The sequence below is a fragment of the Streptomyces odontotermitis genome (assembly GCF_050510915.1).
Classification (GTDB): domain Bacteria; phylum Actinomycetota; class Actinomycetes; order Streptomycetales; family Streptomycetaceae; genus Streptomyces.
The window spans coordinates 314525-328602 of record NZ_JBNJLS010000004.1; the positions used below are offsets into that span (position 1 = coordinate 314525).

Annotated in this window: 11 protein-coding genes; 2 read left to right on the plus strand and 9 right to left on the minus strand. The window is 70.0% G+C overall.

The window, feature by feature from the left end:
* Positions 1-6 precede the first annotated feature (6 nt).
* From ACQB60_RS14830 to ACQB60_RS14840, 3 genes are read right to left on the minus strand one after another with little or no spacing between them, the layout of a single operon-like run.
* Entirely contained in the window at positions 7-1044 is a 1038-nt protein-coding gene (locus tag ACQB60_RS14830; RefSeq protein ID WP_496926421.1) for an ABC transporter permease, read from the minus strand.
* Positions 1037-2575 (minus strand): sugar ABC transporter ATP-binding protein, encoded by a 1539-nt coding sequence (locus ACQB60_RS14835; protein WP_496926422.1) that lies wholly within the window; start codon positions 2573-2575, stop codon positions 1037-1039. The genes ACQB60_RS14830 and ACQB60_RS14835 overlap by 8 nt, the downstream gene beginning before the upstream one ends.
* An 8-nt stretch (positions 2576-2583) precedes the next feature.
* Positions 2584-3663, minus strand: coding sequence for a sugar ABC transporter substrate-binding protein (locus ACQB60_RS14840; RefSeq protein ID WP_496926423.1), 1080 nt, complete (start codon positions 3661-3663; stop codon positions 2584-2586).
* Between the two features lie 179 nt (positions 3664-3842).
* On the opposite strand from ACQB60_RS14840, the gene ACQB60_RS14845 reads away from it, so the two are divergent.
* Complete coding sequence (locus ACQB60_RS14845) at positions 3843-4547, plus strand: FadR/GntR family transcriptional regulator (protein ID WP_496926424.1); 705 nt, start codon at positions 3843-3845, stop codon at positions 4545-4547.
* A 262-nt stretch (positions 4548-4809) separates the two neighbouring features.
* Here the strand turns inward: ACQB60_RS14845 and ACQB60_RS14850 are convergent, their stop codons facing one another.
* The gene (locus tag ACQB60_RS14850; protein ID WP_496926425.1) at positions 4810-5292 is read right to left on the minus strand and encodes a ricin-type beta-trefoil lectin domain protein; all 483 of its coding nucleotides are present in this window, start codon (positions 5290-5292) and stop codon (positions 4810-4812) included.
* A gap of 216 nt (positions 5293-5508) precedes the next feature.
* Here ACQB60_RS14850 and ACQB60_RS14855 point away from each other — a divergent pair, with 216 nt between their 5' ends.
* Positions 5509-6225: a hypothetical protein gene (locus ACQB60_RS14855; RefSeq protein WP_496926426.1), complete on the plus strand. Its 717-nt coding sequence runs from the start codon at positions 5509-5511 to the stop codon at positions 6223-6225.
* 100 nt (positions 6226-6325) lie between these two features.
* Here the strand turns inward: ACQB60_RS14855 and ACQB60_RS14860 are convergent, their stop codons facing one another.
* The 5 genes from ACQB60_RS14860 to ACQB60_RS14880 all read right to left on the minus strand — a co-directional run bounded on the left by ACQB60_RS14860 (position 6326) and on the right by ACQB60_RS14880 (position 14032).
* Positions 6326-9364, minus strand: a complete 3039-nt coding sequence (locus tag ACQB60_RS14860; protein ID WP_496926427.1) for an alpha-mannosidase — start codon at positions 9362-9364, stop codon at positions 6326-6328.
* Between the two features lie 246 nt (positions 9365-9610).
* On the minus strand, positions 9611-10852 hold the full coding sequence (locus ACQB60_RS14865) for a glycoside hydrolase 5 family protein (protein ID WP_496926428.1): 1242 nt from the start codon (positions 10850-10852) through the stop codon (positions 9611-9613).
* A gap of 26 nt (positions 10853-10878) precedes the next feature.
* Complete coding sequence (locus tag ACQB60_RS14870) at positions 10879-11763, minus strand: carbohydrate ABC transporter permease (RefSeq protein WP_496926429.1); 885 nt, start codon at positions 11761-11763, stop codon at positions 10879-10881.
* On the minus strand, positions 11760-12722 hold the full coding sequence (locus ACQB60_RS14875) for a carbohydrate ABC transporter permease (RefSeq protein ID WP_496926430.1): 963 nt from the start codon (positions 12720-12722) through the stop codon (positions 11760-11762). The genes ACQB60_RS14870 and ACQB60_RS14875 overlap by 4 nt, the downstream gene beginning before the upstream one ends.
* Positions 12723-12733: 11 nt before the next feature.
* Positions 12734-14032, minus strand: coding sequence for an extracellular solute-binding protein (locus tag ACQB60_RS14880; protein ID WP_496926637.1), 1299 nt, complete (start codon positions 14030-14032; stop codon positions 12734-12736).
* Positions 14033-14078 lie beyond the last annotated feature (46 nt).

Genomic DNA, 14078 nt, shown 5'->3' on the forward strand with positions numbered 1-14078 from the left:
AGGACCTCAGTCCTGGGCGCGACCGGTGGTGACGCGCGCGATCATCAGGGCGACCAGGATGATGCCGCCGTAGATGGCCTGGATCCAGAAGGACGGCACCTGGGCGAGGGTCAGCAGGTTCTGCACGACGCCGAGCAGCAGCACGCCGGTGAGGGCACCGAACATGGTGCCCTTGCCGCCATCCAGGCTGATGCCGCCGATGACCGCCGCCGCGAACACGGTGAAGATCATGTTCTGGCCCTGGTTGGCGTTGATCGCGCCGACGTAGCCGGTCTGCATGAGGCCGCCGGTGGCCGCGAGGACGCCCGCGACGACGAACACCCCGAGCATGACGCGCTCCACCCGGATCCCGGCCGCGCGCGCCGCGTCCGGGTTCCCGCCGATCGCGTACAGCGCCCGCCCCACCCGGTGGTACTTGAGGACGAGCCCGGCAACGGCGAAGGCGGCCGCGGCCAGCCACACCGACATCGGGATGGTGAGGAAGGTCGAGGTGGCGAGGGTGTAGAAGGCTTCGGGCATGCCGAAGAGCGTCTTGCCCTTGGTGGCGCCGACGAGCAGGCCGCGCAGCACGATCAGCATGGCCAGGGTCACGATGAACGCGTTGAGCTTGAGCTTGACGACGAGGATGCCGTTGAAGGCGCCGATGACGCCGCCGACGACGAGGATCGCGAGGATCGCGAGCGCCACCGGGAACTCGCTGCCCCAGCCCGACTGCGCGGCGGGCAGCACGAGGAGCGCGCCGACGGCGGGCGCGATGCCGACGACCGACTCCAGGGAGAGGTCGAACTTGCCGGTGATCAGGACGAGGGACTCGGCGAGCACCACCATCGCCAGGGCCGCGGAGGCGCCGAGGATGGAGATGAGGTTCCGCTCGGTCAGGAACGAGTCGTTGACGACCGCGCCGAGCACCAAGAGCAGCAACAGGGCCGGGACGAGGGCGAGTTCACGGGCGCGGCGGAGCAGGACGGCCTTGGCCGATGCCGCTTCGCGGCCGCCCTTCGTCGTGACGGCGGGTGCGGCCGACGCGGCCTTCAGGTCAGCCATGTTCTTGGTCCACTCCTTCGATGGAGGCGATCAGCTCGTGGTCGTGCCAGCCCGCCGGATGCTCGGCGACGACACGGCCGTGGAAGAGGACGAGGACGCGGTCGCAGCGGCGCAGGTCGTCCAGTTCGTCCGAGACGACGAGGACCGCGGTGCCGTCCTCACGGGCCCCCGCCATCCGGGCGAGCAGGGACTCCTTCGACTTCACGTCCACGCCCGCGGTGGGGTTGATGAGCACGAGCAGCCGCGGGTCGGAGGCGAGGGCACGGGCCATCACGACCTTCTGCGCGTTGCCGCCGGAGAGGTCCGACACGGGCTGGTCGGGGCCCTCGGCGTGGATGTCGAGCCGCTCGATCAGCTCGTCGGCGAAGGCACGCTTGTTATCGCCGCCGACGAAGCCGAAGCGGCCCAGCCGGTCCAGGACGGTCATCGTGGCGTTGTCCCCGATCGACATCCCGAAGACGAGCCCCTGCCCGTGCCGGTCGCGCGGCACGCACCCCACGCCCGCCTTCAGCGCGGCGCGCACGTCCCCGAACGGCAGCTCCTCGCCGTCGAGTTGAGCGCTGCCGCTCGTGGGTGTGTGCAGCCCGGCGAAGGTCTCCGCGAGGTTGATCTTGCCGCTGCCGCTGGACCCGGCGAGGCCGACGACCTCGCCGCGCCGCACGGTCAGGTCGACATTCCTGTACGAGGGTGAGGTCAGCCCCTTCGCCGCCAGCAGCACGGGTGCGTCGACCGGGCCGGTCGCGCGCGCCGCGGCCCGCTCCTGCTCCGCGACGGCCTCCCCCGCCATGGCCTCCACCAGGGCGGCGCGCGGGAGTTCGGCGACCGGCGCGGTCGTGATCCAGCGGGCGTCGCGCAGCACCGTGACGGTCTGGCACACCTCGTACACCTCCTGGAGGTGGTGCGAGATGAACAGGAAGGTGACGCCGGACTCCTGGAGGGCCCGCATCCGCGTGAAGAGCCGTTCGATCTCGCGGTTGTCGAGCTGCGCGGTCGGCTCGTCGAGGACGATGAAGCGCGCCCCGAAGCTCAACGCCCGTGCGATCTCCACCATTTGGCGGTCCTCGACCTTGAGGTCGCCGGTGCGCGCCTCCGGGTCGACGCGCACGTCCCAGGTGTCGAGCACGGCCGCGGCCTCGGCGCGCAGGCGGCGCCAGCTGATGAGGCCGCCGCGGCCCTGCGGCTGCCGGTTGATGAAGAGGTTCTCGGCGACCGTCAGGTCGGGCACGACGGTGGGCTTCTGGTAGACGCAGGCCACCTTGGCGCGCCAGGCGTCGCGGTCGGCGAGCGGCGGGGCGGGCTCGCCGTCGAAGCTCACCGTGCCCGCGTCGGGTGCCTGCAAGCCGGTGAGTATCTGGACGAGGGTGGACTTCCCGGCTCCGTTGCGCCCGACGAGGGCGTGGGACTCGCCCGCCCGGACGGTGAGCCGGCCGTCCTGGAGGGCGACGGTGGGCCCGTACCGCTTGACGATGCCGACGGCCTCGACGAGGGGCGGGGCGGCGGGCGGGGGGCTCTGCGGTGTCGGCTCGCTCATCGGCTCACTCATTTGCCCGCGTTGCCCCACAGCTTGGGGTCGTCGACGTTGTCCTTGGTGACCAGCGGGGCGGGCAGCTGGTCCTCCAGGATGCCGCCGGGCAGCTTCACGATCTTCGAGCCGTGGTCGGTCGGACCGGGCTTGAACTTCTTCCCGTTCATGGCCGCCTTGATGTAGTACATGCCGTACTTGGCGTAGGCGTCGGCGGGCTGCGAGACGGTGGCGTCGATCTGGCCCTTGCGGATGGCGTCGAACTCCTGCGGAATCCCGTCGTTCGACACGACGGCGATGTGCCCCGCCTCCCCCGCCTTCTTCAACTTCCCCTTGGACTTGAGGGTCTGGATGGTCGGCGCGAGATAGACGCCGCCCGCCTGCATGTAGATCCCCTTGATGTCGGGGTGGGAGTTCAGCAGGGTGTCCAGCTTCGAGGCGGCGGTGTCCGACTCCCACTTCGCGGGAATCTCCAGGACCTTCAGCTTGGGGTACTTGTCCTGCACGCAGTCGCGGAACGCCTTGGACCGCTCGCGCCCGTTGACGGACGCGAGATCGCCCATGATCTGCACGACCTTGCCGCTCTTGACGGTCCTGCCGAGGTACTCGCACGCCTTCTGCCCGTACGCGACGTTGTCGGCCCGTACGACCATCGCGACCTTGCCCTTCTCGGGAGCGACGTCGACGGCGACGACGGGCACGCCCTTGCGTTCGGCCTGGTCGAGTCCGGCGGAGATGGCGGCGCTGTCGAGCGGGGCGACGACGAGGCCCTTCACGCCCTGGTTGAGCTGGTTGTTGATGTCGGTGATCTGCTGGGAGGGGTCGCTGTTGGAGTTGACCGTCTTCAGCGTGTCGACGTCCTCGGACTTCGCCATCTTCGGCACGTAGTCGTTGTACGACTGCCAGAACGGCGAGGTCAGCAGCGGCAGGATCACCCCCACCTTGCCCTCGCCCCCGCCGCCCGCGCCGCCGCCGGTGTCCTTCGTGCTGCCGCACGCCGTGAGCACGAGGGCGGCACACGCGGCCGCCGCGGCGGCGCGCACCACCCGCGAAGTGCCCGGTCCGCTACGCCTGTTCCGCACTGTTGTGGCGGCCATCTGGGGGCTCCTCATCGAGCGAGATCGAATGGGTTCCAGCTCCTGATGGGCGAATATTTATCAGACCACTTGGCGCACACAACACCCCTCGTCGCCTACTTTTCGCGGTTTCCGGCCGTAGTGGTCCGACCACCTCTGTGGCTAGACTGCGGCGCACCCGGCTACTTGAGGAGCGTCACGTGGAGAGCACCGTGGTCCCGCAGAAGGGCACCGTGACGCAGCGGGCCATCGAGCAGATCAAGGCGATGATCGCGGAGGGCCGCCTGGAGCCGGGCCAGCGCCTGCCCACGGAGCGGGACCTGGCGCAGCGGCTCGGCATCTCGCGGAGTTCGATGCGGGAGGCGATCCGGGCGCTGACGGTCCTCGGCGTCCTGGAGGCCCGCCACGGCTCGGGCATCTATGTGACGCAGCTGGAGGCCGGGGACCTCCTGGAGACCTTCGGGGTGGTCGCCGACCTGTCGCGGGGGCCGCGGCTCGTGGAGCTCCTGGAGGTGCGGCGGGTCCTGGAGTCGACGGCGACGGCGCTGGCGGCCGCGCGCATCTCCGCCGCCCAACTGGCCGATGTGGAGATGCACTTGGAGGCGATGAACGCCACGGACGATCCCGAGGAGATCCTCTCCCACGATCTCGCGTTCCACCGCACGATCGCCCTCGCGGCCGGCAACGACACGATGGCCGCCATCCTGGAGGGCCTCTCGTCGCGCACCTTCCGTGCCCGCGTGTGGCGCGGCTACCAGGAGGAGGGCGCGTTCGAACGCACCCGCCGGGAACACGCCCGCATCCACCGCGCGCTGGTGGCCCGCGACCCCGAGGCGGCACGCGCCGCGGCGGCGGCGCACGTCGGCGAGGTCGAGACGTGGCTGCGGGCCCAGCTGGACGACTAGGGCCTGTCCGGCGGATCTTGCCGCGGTCGCGGGGTCTGGCACGCCGATCTGCGGCGTTGTCGTCGGTTGCCAACGCTCCGCGTTGACGCCCTCCTCCGCCTTGCATCTCGACGCACCAGACCCCGCTCACCAGCGACAAACAGGCAAGCTCGGAATCATGCGGCCTGATCCGCCGGACAGGCCCTAGCGCCGCATCAGGGACCGGCCCCGGCAACGGTGAAGCCCGCCCCTTTCGCCGGGGCGGGCTTCGGCCGACTTTCCGTCACTTGACCTTCGTCATGGTCCAGCGATACGCCTTGGCGTCCCTGCAGACTGCCGTCCACACGGCGCGACCATTCGTCTTGAGGCACTGCCTGTTCTTGTCGTTGGTGGTCAGTCCGCTGTCGGTCAGACTCCACCGCTGGAGCTTGTTCCCCTTGCTGCACTTACGCAGTGAGACGGCCTTGCCGCTGCGGTGACCGGTCAGACACTTGCCGGACTTGGCGTTCTTCAACATCCGCGACTTCAGGACATTACGCCCCGCCTTGGTGCCGATGACCTTCCAGGTCTGCGCCTTGCCTGCCTTGGCGCACTTGCCCGTGACGGGCTTCTTCGGCGTGGCCTTCAGGCACGTGCGGGTCTGCTGGTTCTTGAAAGTGGCGGCGCCGGCCCCCGAGGCCGCCGCGGCGGGGACGGTGGCCATCAGAGGGATGGTGAGCGCGACAGCACCCAGGGCACCGACAACTCCATAACGGAACTTGGTCATGGTGTTCTGATCCCGTTTCTGTTGCTTATCTCCGGACGCCGAAGCGTCTTTGGGCGACGGCAACCATAGGACCCAACTGCCGCACAGCAAAAGGCAGTTGGCCCATGAACCGACCCGGGGACGTGTTGCCCTTTTGTGCAATACCGGTGAGCCGCCGCATGCCCTAATTTCGAGGGGGATTTGAAGGAAGACACTTAAGTTCACGGGAGACGTTGCATGCAGATCAATCGCCGAGCGGGCATGGCGGTCAGCGCGCTGGCAGCCGCCGCGGTCGTCGCACCGGTCGGGGCGAGCGGGCCCGCGCAGGCCGCCGCCGCCACGCAGGGCGAGAAGGGATCCGTCTCCGTCATGGGCGACGGCTTCCACTCCAAGAAGGGGACCAAGAGCTGCGGGCGCGGCAAGTACGTGCACGTCGCGGTCTCGGCCGTCGGGTACACCCGCTTCTCGTGGAAGGTTCCGGGCGGCAAGGTGCACTCCGCGCGCTACGCGTTCGACCCCTCGGGCATCGCCAGCCACCCCCTTCCCACCTGGCGCAAGAAGGTGACGTGGAAGGTCACCAGCGAGTGGGGCAGGCACAAGGACAACCTCAACAAGGTGTCCGCCTACTGCAGCAAGGACGGCGGCCAGCCGAGGAAGAGCCGCTCCAAGAAGGTCATGGCGAAGAAGAGCGGCACCAAGCACTGCGGACGCGGCAAGCAGGTCGTCATCCGCTCCCGGAGCATGGGCTGGGTCCGGACCAAGTTCAAGTCCACCAAGGGCGGGCACCTCTACACCCATGACCTCACCCGTCAGGGCTACCTGATGGACACGCGCCTCACGCCGACCGGGATGCGCAATGTGAAGTATGTCGTCAGGGCCCACGAAGGGGTGTACCAGAACGGCGGCAAGATCAAGAAGGTCGACGCGTACTGCGGCAAGCTCTCGGGCACGTGAGGCACGGCCGACAGGCCACCGCCACGCCGCACGGGTCTTGAGCCGTCGGAACGCCACCTCCCCCGCCTTCGGGGGGGGGAGGTGGCGTTCCTTCTGTGTGTCAGGCCCGCGTCAGCCGCAGCGTCATCAGCTCGAACGGGCGCAGCGAGACCGCGATCGCCCCGCCCTCGCGCTGCGGGGCAGGCGCGTCGGCCAGGGGCCGCTCCAGTAGATCCGTCGCCGAGACCGAGCCGACCGCGAAGCCCGCCGTCAGCGTGGCCCGCGCCCGGCCGCCGCCCGCCTCGTGGAAGCGGACGACCACGTCACCGCTGCCGTCGTCGGCCAGCTTCACCGCCGTGACGACGACCGCGTCGTTGTCGACGCTCACCAGCGGGGCCACCTCCGCGCCGCCGGAGACCCGGCGCCCGGGCAGGTTGATCCGGTACCCCTCGCGCACGGCGTCGCCGATCGCCGCCCCCGGCACCAGCGCGTGCCGGAAGCGGTGCACGCCCTGGTCCGTCTCGGGGTCGGGAAAGCGCGGGGCGCGCAGCAGCGAAGCCCGTACCGTCGTGGTCGTGCCGCCGTCCGCCGGCCGCACGTCGCGCGTGACGTCGTGCCCGTACGTGGAGTCGTTGACCAGGGCCACGCCCCATCCCGGCTCTCCCATATGCACGAAGCGGTGGTTGCACGCCTCGAACTTCGCCGCCTCCCAGCTGGTGTTGGTGTGCGTGGCCCGGTAGAAGTGCCCGAACTGGGTCTCCGACGCGTACCGCTCCGCGTGCACGTCCAGCGGGAACGCCAGCTTCAGGAACTTCTCCGTCTCGTGCCAGTCGACCTCGGTGTCGATGTCGAGCCGCGTCGCGCCGGGCGGGAGGGTCAGCACCTGCGTCATGCGGGAGGCACCGAAGGCGCGGCGCACACGGACCGAGGCCGCCCCCTCCGGACCGGCCTCCCCCGGCGCCACCTCGTCCACCGCCGTCAGGTCCGTCACCGTGTTCCGGTAGAACTCGTCCACGTCCCACGCATCCCACATGTTCGGGAAATCCGCGTGGAGTTGGGGGAGGTTGCCGACGGCGCCCGGCGCGATCATCTCGCGGTCCGCCTCCTTGTCGTACGCGGAGACGAGCAGGCCGCGCCCGTCGATCTCCACCCGCAGGAGCCCGTTGTCCAGGACGTAGCCGCCCTCCGTGCGCGGGGTGACCGTCGAACGGCCCGCCGCCACCGGCTCCCCGGTGCGTGCCGCGCCGCCCGCGGGGATGCCGTCGAGGGCGTGCGGCGCCGCGTTGAAGGTCAGGGGCGTGTCGCCCTCTCCCGCGAGCGCGCGCTGCGCGGACTCGATGATCCCGGTGAGCTCCGCCGCCACGCCCGCGTACGTGGCGCGCGCCTCCCGGTGCACCCACGCGATCGACGAGCCGGGCAGGATGTCGTGGAACTGGTGGAGCAGCACCGTCTTCCAGACGCGGTCCAACTCCTCGTACGGGTAGGGGAATCCGGCCCGGACCGCCGCCGTCGCCGCCCACAGTTCCGCCTCGCGCAGCAGGTGCTCGCTGCGGCGGTTGCCCTGCTTGGTGCCGGCCTGGCTGGTGAGCGTGGCGCGGTGGAGTTCGAGGTAGAGCTCGCCGACCCAGACGGGGGCGTTCGGGTACTCCGCCTCGGCCTTCTCGAAGAAGGCGGCCGGGGTCTCCCACTCCACGGTCGGGGACCCTTCGAGGTTCCGCAGCCGGGCCGCCTTCGCGATCATCTCGCGGGTGGTGCCGCCGCCCCCGTCGCCCCAGCCGGTCGGTGCGAGGGAGTGGCGGGCCGCGCCCTTGTCCTTGAAGTTCCGTGCGGCATGGGCGATTTCGCTGCCCTTCATGGAGCAGTTGTAGGTGTCGACGGGCGGGAAGTGCGTGAAGATGCGGGTGCCGTCGATGCCCTCCCACCGGAAGGTGTGGTGCGGAAAGCGGTTCGTCTGCGACCAGGAGATCTTCTGGGTGAGCAGCCACTTCGACCCCGCCGCCTTGATGATCTGCGGCAGCCCGGCGGCGAACCCGAAGGTGTCCGGCAGCCACGCCTCGTCGTTCTCGACCCCGAACTCGTCGAGGAAGAACCTCTTCCCGTGCACGAACTGACGGGCCATCGCCTCCGAGCCCGGCATGTTCGTGTCCGACTCCACCCACATGCCGCCCGCGGGCACGAACCGCCCGTCCGCCACGGCCTTCTTGACCTTCGCCCACACCTCCGGCCGGTGCTCCTTCACCCAGGCCCACTGCTGCGCCTGGGACATGGCGAAGACGAAGTCCGGCTCGTCCGCGAGCAGCGCGGTCATGTTCGATGTCGTACGGGCCACCTTCCGCACCGTCTCGCGCAGCGGCCACAGCCACGCCGAGTCGATGTGGGCGTGACCGACGGCGCTGACGCGGTGCGCGGAGGGTTCGGCGGGGGTGGCGAGGACGTCGGCGAGCCGCGAACGGGCCGCCGTTGCGGTGCCGTTGACGTCCTGCAGGTCCACGGCGTCCAGGGCGTGGGCGATCGCGCGCAGGATGTCGTGGCGACGGGCGGCGTCCTTCGGGAGCTCCTGGGCGAGCTCGCCGAGGACTTCGAGGTCGAGCACGAGCTGCCACACCGTCTCGTCGAAGACGGCGAGGTCCATGCGGGCCAGGGTGTACTGGGGCTCGTCCCCCGCGGTCTCCTTGTCGCCCAACCGGGTCGGCAGGAAGGGGTGGTAGTCGAGGATGACCGGGTTGGAGGCGGCCTCGATGTGGAGGCGGACCTCTTCGCCGCCCTGCGCGGGGGCGGCGATCCGCACCCACTGGTTGCGGGGGTTGAGGCCCTTCACCGGGGTGCCGTCGGGGCGGTAGACGAGGCCCTCGCACTGGAAGCCGGGCATGTTCTCGTCGAAGCCGAGGTCGAGGAGGGCCTCGACGGTCTCGCCCGCCCAGTCGTCGGGGACGGTGCCGGTGACGCGGAACCAGCTGGTGGACCAGGGGGCGCCCCAGCGGGCGCCCACGTGGGTGGGGTGCGGGGTGCGGGTGAGGCCCTCGGCCACGGGGACGGGTTCGCCGGGGGCGGTCCATATCTCGATGGTGAGGGGGGTGGTGCGGGGGTGGATGGCGGGGCGGATGCGTTCGTCGAGAACGCGCTTGAGGCGGGCTTCTGTGAGGGGGGTGTTGTCGTGCATGGGGGTGCGGGTTCCTTTCGGGTGCGGGTGTGTGCCTCCGGCGGTTCTTTCCCCAACCCCGCCCCTTCCCGATACGGCGACTCCGTCGCCCTGGGCGGGCCTTCCTGGGGCTTCGCCCCTAGACCCCCGTATCGGCGCTCAACGCGCCTCGTCCTCGCACGCCGGACGGGCTGTAGCCGACTCCGTCGGCCCTGGGACACCGGATTCGGGAAGGGGCGGGGTTGGCGAAAGCACGAACTCGTTGACCTAGCGGACCTCCTCCGGCCACACCACCTCCCCCACTCCCCGCTCCACGAGATACCCCGCATCCCCCACCCGCCCCGCAAGTACGAACGCCGGCCGCACCCCGTCCGCCACCAACCGCGCGAACGCCTCGCTCACCGCTCCCCCAGGAGCACACGAGGACCGCCACCCCGGAGCGGAGTCGTCGACCACCAGGGCCGTCGACCGGGGCGGGGCGAGTCCTCGGGTCCTGCCCTCCTTCGCCACCCGCGCCAACGCCGCCCCCACCGGCTTCACCCGCCCCTCGTTCGTCAACAGCCCCAAGCTGTACTCCAGTTCGGGAAAGTCCGCGAGCGTCCGCGACACGTCGTGGGAGCACCACCACGTCACGCCCCACACATCCGCGCAGTCCAGCGCCGCCGCCACCGTCGCCTCGGTGAACGCCGCCGCGTCCGCCGCCGGGATCAGCGGGGCGGGGGCGCCCACCTCCTGGAGCCAGACGGGGCGGTGCGGGTCCGGGGACCACGCCTTGGCGAGCTCGATGAGGTACGCCGCGTGGTGGCGGGTCGCGGCGCCGTCCCGCCCGTGCCGCTGCGCCGTCCCGTTGAAGACCCACGAGTGCACCGCCGTCATCGCCCCGAGCCGCGCCGCCTGCGCCGGGGTGAAGGGCTGGTCGTCCTGGTACCACGCGGCGTCGTACTCGGCGTGCACGTGCGGGCGGCCGGGGGCGCCCTCCTCGCAGGCCGCGAGGAGGCGGCTCAGCCAGCTCTCGGCCTGCGCCTCGGTGATGCGGTCGGGGTCGGGGTGCGGTCCCGCCGCGAACTGGTTCACCTCGTTGCCGATCGTCATGCCGATGAAGTTCGGCCGGTCGGCGAGGGCGGCGGCCAGGGTGCGCAGGTACTCCGCCTGTGCGGCCACCACGTCCGGGTCGGTGAACATGTTGCGGCGGTGCCAGGTCTGGGTCCAGGCGGGGAGGAAGTCGAAGCTGGAGAGGTGGCCCTGGAGGCCGTCGACGTTCACGTCGAGTCCCCGCTCGGCCGCCGCGTCCGCGAGGGCGACGAGCTGTTCGACGGCTCGCGGGCGGATCAGGGTGCGGTTGGGCTGGAAGTAGGGCCAGACGGGGAAGACCCGGATGTGGTCGAGGCCGAGCGCGGCGATCGCGTCGAGATCCGCGCGGACGGCGTCGAGGTCGAAGTCCAGCCAGTGGTGGAACCACCCTTGGCTGGGCGTGTAGTTGGCGCCGAAGCGCACCACGTCGTCAGGCATTCGGTTCCTGGTTCTCAAAGGGGGGCTCAGCCCTTCACCGCCCCCTCGCCCACCCCGCGGAAGAAGTACCGCTGCAGGCAGGCGAAGAGGGCGATGAGGGGCACGACGGCGATGACGGTGCCTGCTGCCACGAGCCGTTCGTCGTTCGCGAACGTGCCGTGCAGGTAGTTGAGGCCGATGGTGAGGGTGAAGCGGTCGGGGTCGCTGAGGACGATCAGGGGCCACAGGAAGTCGTCCCAGGCGCCCATGAACGCGAAGATGGCCACGACGGCGAGCGTCCCCCGTACCGAAGGCAGGGCGATGCGCACGAACCGCTGCCAGACGTTGGCGCCGTCGACGAACGCCGCCTCCTCCACCTCGTACGGCAGATTGAGGAACGCGTTGCGCATCAGCAGCACGTTCAGGGAGGAGATCGAGGCGGGCAGCAGGACCGCGATCAGGGTGTTGTTGAGTTCGAGGTCCCTCATGGTCGTGAACTGGGCGATGATGATGCTCTCCACGGGCACGAGCATCGCGAGGATGAAGACGAGCGTCGCCGCCCTGCGGCCCCGGTAGCGCAGCCGCGCGAGGGCGTAGCCCGCGCAGGAGGCCCCCACGCAGTTGGTGACGACGTTGGCGACGGACACCTTCAGGGAGTTGAGGGCGTAGTCCCAGACGGGAATGGTGTCGGCGACCCGCTCGTAGTTGTGCAGCGTCGGACTGGACGGCAGGAAGCGGGGCGGCGAGCTGAAGATGTTCTCGTGCGGGCCCTTCAGGGAGGTGGAGAGCTGCCACAGGAAGGGGCCCACGGAGATCGCGAGGACGGCCAGCAGCAGCGCGTAGCGGAGGACGAGCTCCCACAGCGGCATGCGGCGCCCGTTCTCGTCGACGAACCGCCGCCGCCTGCGGGGAGTGCGCTTCAGCGTTCTCACGCCTCCTCCTTCCGGTCCGCGCGCAGCACGAGCAGCATCAGGCCGACGGTGACGACGAAGACGACCACGGAGAGGGCGGAGGCGTAGCCGATGCGGCCGGTCAGGCCGGTGCCGGTGCGCTGGACGAGCATGGCGAGGGTGGTGTCCTCGCCCGCGGGGCCGCCGTTCGGCCCGGCCATCAGATACACCTCGGAGAACACCTTGAACGCGGTGACCGAGGAGAGCGCGCCGACCAGGACCATGGTGGAGCGGACGGCCGGGACGGTGACGGTGAGGAAGCGGCGGAACGCTCCCGCGCCGTCCACGGCGGCCGCCTCGTGGAGTTCGCGCGGGACGCTCGCGAGGGCCGCGAGGTAAATGATCATGTAGTAGCCGAGTCCCCGCCAGATCGTGACGGCCATGGCGCTCAGCAGGAGCAGCCACTGGTCGCTGAGGAACCCGACCTTGCCGACGCCGACCGCCTCCAACACGGCGTTGACCAGGCCCCGTTCGTCGAGCAGCCACACCCAGATGAGGCCGACGACGACGATGGACGCCACCACCGGCGTGTAGAAGGCGGACCGGAAGAAGCCGATGCCCGGGATGTGCTTCTGCACCAGCATCGCGAGCAGCAGCGGCAGGACGACCAGGGCGGGGACCACGCCGAGCACGTACAGGCTGCTGTTGCGCAGGCCGATCCAGAACATGTCGTCGTGCAGCAGCTCACGGAAGTTGGCGAGGCCGACGTACTGGCCGTCGATCAAAGTCCGCTTGTCGGTGAAGGCGTTGATGACGGTGCTGATGAACGGATACAGGATGAACGTGCCGACGATGCCGAGGCCGGGGGCGGCGAACAGCCAGGGGCTGACGGCCAGTTGGCGGGGGACGCGCCGTCCGCGGCGTCGCGGGTGGCTGCCGGCACGGGCGGTGGCGGACGCGGATGCGGGGCGGGTCAGAGTGGAGGGGCCGCTGCTCTTCATGGCTGGGGCTCTCAGCTCTGCTTCAGCAGCCGGTCGCAGCCCTTGACAGCGTTGTCGAGCGCTTCCTTGGGGCTCTGCTTGCCCTGCAGCGCCCGCGCGACGGCGTTGCGCAGCTCGACCTTCATCTGCTCGCTGAAGACCACGGGCGTGTAGTTGACCGCCGTCTTGATGGACTTGGCGGCAGCTACCCGCACGCGCGTCTCGTCGGTGCCGTCCTGCTTGGTGAAGTACGGGTCGTCCAGAGACCCTTGGGTGCTCGGGAAGATCGCGACCTTCTTGGCGAACGACATCTGGTGCCGCGCGTCCGTCACGTAGTGCGCGAAGGCGACGGCGGCGGGCGTGTGCTTGGTGCGGGTGTTCACCATCACGCCCATCACATACATGTTGTCCTTGCCGGTGTTGCTGATCTGCGGGGTGATCCCGATGTTCTTGTAGAGGCCCGGCGCCTCCTTCTTGAACTTGGCGAGGTCGAGCGCGCTGCCGGGGTTCATCGCCACGGCCTCGGTGAGGAACTTCTTGCCCGCGGACTCCGGCGTCGCGGTCAGCGCCTGTCCGTCGAGCGCCTTCGCGTCGTACAACTCCTTGTACTTGGTGAGGAGTTCGACGCCCTTGGGCCCGTTGAAGGTGAAGCCGGTGCCTTCCTTGTTCAGCAGCGGGACGCCGTAGCGGCCGAAGTCCTCGATGGTGGGGACGTTGGCGAGGGTGGCCGTCCTGCCCTTGCTCTTCCTCGCGAGCTGCAGCGCGTCGTCGAAGAGCTCCGGATACGTCGTCGGGGGCCCCGCCTCGTCGAGGCCGGCGTCCTTGAAGAGCCGCTTGTTGTAGAAGAGCGGGCCGGTGTTCAGATACCAGGGGAAGGCGTACGTGCCCTCGGCGCCCGGTATCTGATGGGCCTTCCAGGCGCCGGGCAGATACTCCTTCTCGTACTTCCCCGCGGCCTTGTCCAGGTCGAGCGCGAGCCCGGCCTTGGCGAGCGGGACGACGAGGTCGGGCGAGACGTTCACGACGTCGGGCAGGGTGCCGCCCGCCGCGTCTGCGCTGATCTTGTCGGCGTAGCCCTCGGCCGGCTGGTCGATCCAGCGGACCTTCGCGTCCGGGTACTTCTGCTCGAAGCCGTCGATGAGGTCCTCGAAGTACGACTTGAAGTTGGCCTTCAAGTTCCAGGTCTGGAAGGTGATCTCACCCTCGACCTTGCCGGAGGCGTCCGTCGACCCGCCCCCGTCCCCTCCCCCGCAGGCGCTCAGCGGCAGCAGGGCGGCCAGGGCGACGGCAGCGGCGGCCGCCCTGCGGGAAGTGGGGGAGTTCCGGGAGATGCGCACGGTGAATCGGCTCCTTTGCTCGGCTCAGCGTGGGACGGCA

What these genes read in the sequence shown, in the direction of transcription:
- ACQB60_RS14830 (WP_496926421.1), bottom strand. Translation starts at nt 1,044, where the DNA reads ATGGCTGACCTGAAGGCCGCGTCGGCCGCACCCGCCGTCACGACGAAG.
- ACQB60_RS14835 (WP_496926422.1), bottom strand. Translation starts at nt 2,575, where the DNA reads ATGAGCGAGCCGACACCGCAGAGCCCCCCGCCCGCCGCCCCGCCCCTC.
- ACQB60_RS14840 (WP_496926423.1), bottom strand. Translation starts at nt 3,663, where the DNA reads ATGGCCGCCACAACAGTGCGGAACAGGCGTAGCGGACCGGGCACTTCG.
- ACQB60_RS14850 (WP_496926425.1), bottom strand. Translation starts at nt 5,292, where the DNA reads ATGACCAAGTTCCGTTATGGAGTTGTCGGTGCCCTGGGTGCTGTCGCG.
- ACQB60_RS14855 (WP_496926426.1), top strand. Translation starts at nt 5,509, where the DNA reads ATGCAGATCAATCGCCGAGCGGGCATGGCGGTCAGCGCGCTGGCAGCC.
- ACQB60_RS14860 (WP_496926427.1), bottom strand. Translation starts at nt 9,364, where the DNA reads ATGCACGACAACACCCCCCTCACAGAAGCCCGCCTCAAGCGCGTTCTC.
- ACQB60_RS14865 (WP_496926428.1), bottom strand. Translation starts at nt 10,852, where the DNA reads ATGCCTGACGACGTGGTGCGCTTCGGCGCCAACTACACGCCCAGCCAA.
- ACQB60_RS14875 (WP_496926430.1), bottom strand. Translation starts at nt 12,722, where the DNA reads ATGAAGAGCAGCGGCCCCTCCACTCTGACCCGCCCCGCATCCGCGTCC.